Genomic DNA, 2,451 nt, shown 5'->3' on the forward strand with positions numbered 1-2,451 from the left:
GGCGCTGGACGCCGATGCCGCCGACGCGGTGTTCCAGTGCGACGGGGAGCGCGCCACGGTCGCGGAACGGCCGGATGCGGTGGCGCAGCACTCCATCGACCCGGCCCGTCGCTTGTGGACGATCGAATCCGCTGGTGAGCCGGTTCCGGGCGCGCAGGTCGCCGAGGCGTTCGACCTCGGCGCGCTCGGCTGCGCGGCGCAGCTGCTCGGCATCGGGCAGCGGCTGCTCGACATGTCCACCCGGTACGTGCAGGAACGCCACCAGTTCGGTCGGCCGGTCGGGCGGTTCCAGGCGGTCAAGCACCACTTGGCGAACGTGGCGGTGCGGCTCGAATTCGCCCGGCCGCTGGTGCACGGCGCTTGCCTCGCCGAGCCCCGGCACCGTTCCCGGGACATTTCGGCAGCGAAGATCGCCGCCTCGGACGCCGCGTACTTCGCGGGCCGCATCGCGCTGCAGGTGCACGGCGCCATCGGCTACACCGCCGAGCACGATCTGCACCTGTGGTCGACGAAGGCCACGGCGCTGCACGCGGCGTGGGGCACCACGACCTGGCACCGGCGACGGGTCGCCGCTGCGCTGGCCGCCGGTGAGACCGCGCCGGTCGGCGCTTAGTGCGGTGCCGGCCGCTTGCTATCGGCCACCTGAGCAACCGGCACCGCCGCGGGTCCGCTAGGCGGCGGCCTACGCGAACCACCCTCCAAATCCCGAGTTTCGAAGAGGAATCCGATGCGTTTCGCGTTCACCGATGAGCAGGAAGACCTGCGGCGGGCAGTCCGCGCGCTGGTGGACCGCGGCGGCGGGCCGCACATCCCGGATCCGGAGGCGCCGATCGCCGAGCACGACACGGAGTTGTGGCGGCGGCTGGCCGGTGAGATCGGCGCGGCCGGGCTCAGCGTTCCCGAGGAGTGCGGCGGGATCGGTTGCGGAATGGTGGAAAGCGGCATCGTCGCCGAAGAACTCGGCAGGCGCCTCGTCGCCGGTCCGTTCCTGGGCAGCGCGGTGATCAGCGCGGAACTGCTGCTGGCCACCGACGACGCGGACGCGCGCTCCCGGCTGCTGCCCGGGATCGCCTCGGGTGAGCGGGTGGTCGCGCTCGCGTGGGCCGAGCCGCAGAGCTGGTGGAGCACTTCGACGTGCGCCACGAAGGCGCGCCGTGACGGCGAAAACTGGTACCTGACCGGTGAGAAGAGCTTCGTGCTGGACGGGGCGCAGGCGGATGCCGTCCTGGTCGTAGCGGCGACGGAGCACGGGCTGTCGCTGTTCGAAGTGGACGCCGCGGAGCCGGCCGCTTCCGCCCCGATGGACCTGACCCGGCCGATGGCCGAGCTGCACCTGCACGAAACGCCCGCTCGGCTGATCGGAGCCGAGGGCCAGGCCGCACCGGCGCTCACCCGCTGCCTGGACGTCGCCGCCGCAGCGCTCGCCGCCGAGAACGTCGGTGCCGCCACGCGATGGCTGGAGGAGACGGTCGCCTACGTTCAGGTGCGCGAGCAGTTCGGCCGCGCGATCGGCTCGTTCCAGGCCGTCAAACACCGGCTCGCGGACCTGTTCGTGGCGGTCGAATCGGCCCGGTCGCTGTCCCAAGCTGCCGGTTGGGCCGTGGCCACCCGCGACGACCGCGCCGCGGAATTCGCGGCGATGGCGAAGTCCTTCTGCTGCGAGACCTACGCCGACGTGGCCGCCGAAGGAATCCAGCTGCACGGCGGCATCGGCATCACCTGGGAGCACGAGGCCCACCTGCACCTCAAACGTGCGCACAGCACGACCCACCTTTTCGGCACGCCGCGACGGCACCGGGAGCGGCTGGAGGATCTGCTCGGGTTGGCCGGTTCCGCCGCGGGCTGAACCGGCTCAGCTGCCCGTGCTTTCCCAGACCCTCGCGAACGCGGTGACGGTGTTCTTGGCCGGATCGAACGAAACCTCGTCGATGTAGGCGATCCGGTTGCCGGCGGTGCGCACGCAGAACCGGCTGGAGTCGGTGAGCGTCAACTTCGCGGCACCCTGCTTGCCGATCCGGTCCGCGCACTGCTGGCGGTTTGGGTCGTCAGGACCGTTCCACGCAGCGATGGTGGGTGGGGCGTTGGAGGTTCCCGAGCCGAGTCCGTGCAATTCGGGCTCCCCCGCCTCGCCGTGCGGATCGATGCCGCTGGCCCACACGCTGCGTTGGGACCCGTCGGACTGGATGTTCGGCGGTTTCAGGTCGAGGTTCACGTTGCGGAGATCGACCCTGCCTTCCGAACGGACCGCGGCGATTCCCGAATTGGCGGTGCCCGAGCTCGGCTGCCCGGCGGCCGGGACACCGTCCTCGCCACGACCGAACCGATCGACCGCGGCCAGGACGATGACGACGGCCAAGGCGCAGGCCAGGATGATGCCGATCCACTTCACCGGGCCGCTCGGCCTGCCGAAGTAGATGTCGCGCGCCGAGCCGGTTTGCACCGTCGGTCCCC

The 2,451-nt window shown here is 71.3% G+C and carries 3 protein-coding genes; 2 read left to right on the top strand and 1 reads right to left on the bottom strand.

Annotated features, from left to right (window positions below):
* On the top strand, window positions 1-613 hold a 613-nt coding region (locus IJH84_RS28625; RefSeq protein ID WP_295151140.1), incomplete at its 5' end, for an acyl-CoA dehydrogenase family protein.
* 114 nt (window positions 614-727) lie between these two features.
* Window positions 728-1,846 (top strand): acyl-CoA dehydrogenase family protein, encoded by a 1,119-nt coding sequence (locus IJH84_RS28630; protein WP_295151142.1) that lies wholly within the window; start codon window positions 728-730, stop codon window positions 1,844-1,846.
* A gap of 6 nt (window positions 1,847-1,852) precedes the next feature.
* Here IJH84_RS28630 and IJH84_RS28635 read toward each other — a convergent pair.
* Window positions 1,853-2,451 (bottom strand): hypothetical protein (locus tag IJH84_RS28635; RefSeq protein ID WP_295151144.1); only part of this gene is annotated, 599 nt, incomplete at its 5' end.

The sequence above is a fragment of the Saccharopolyspora sp. genome (genome assembly GCF_017434145.1).
In the GTDB taxonomy this organism is placed as follows: domain Bacteria; phylum Actinomycetota; class Actinomycetes; order Mycobacteriales; family Pseudonocardiaceae; genus Saccharopolyspora_C; species Saccharopolyspora_C galaxeae.

Bases quoted from the DNA above. Each gene is read 5' to 3' on its own strand.
- IJH84_RS28630 (WP_295151142.1), top strand. From the start codon at position 728: ATGCGTTTCGCGTTCACCGATGAGCAGGAAGACCTGCGGCGGGCAGTC.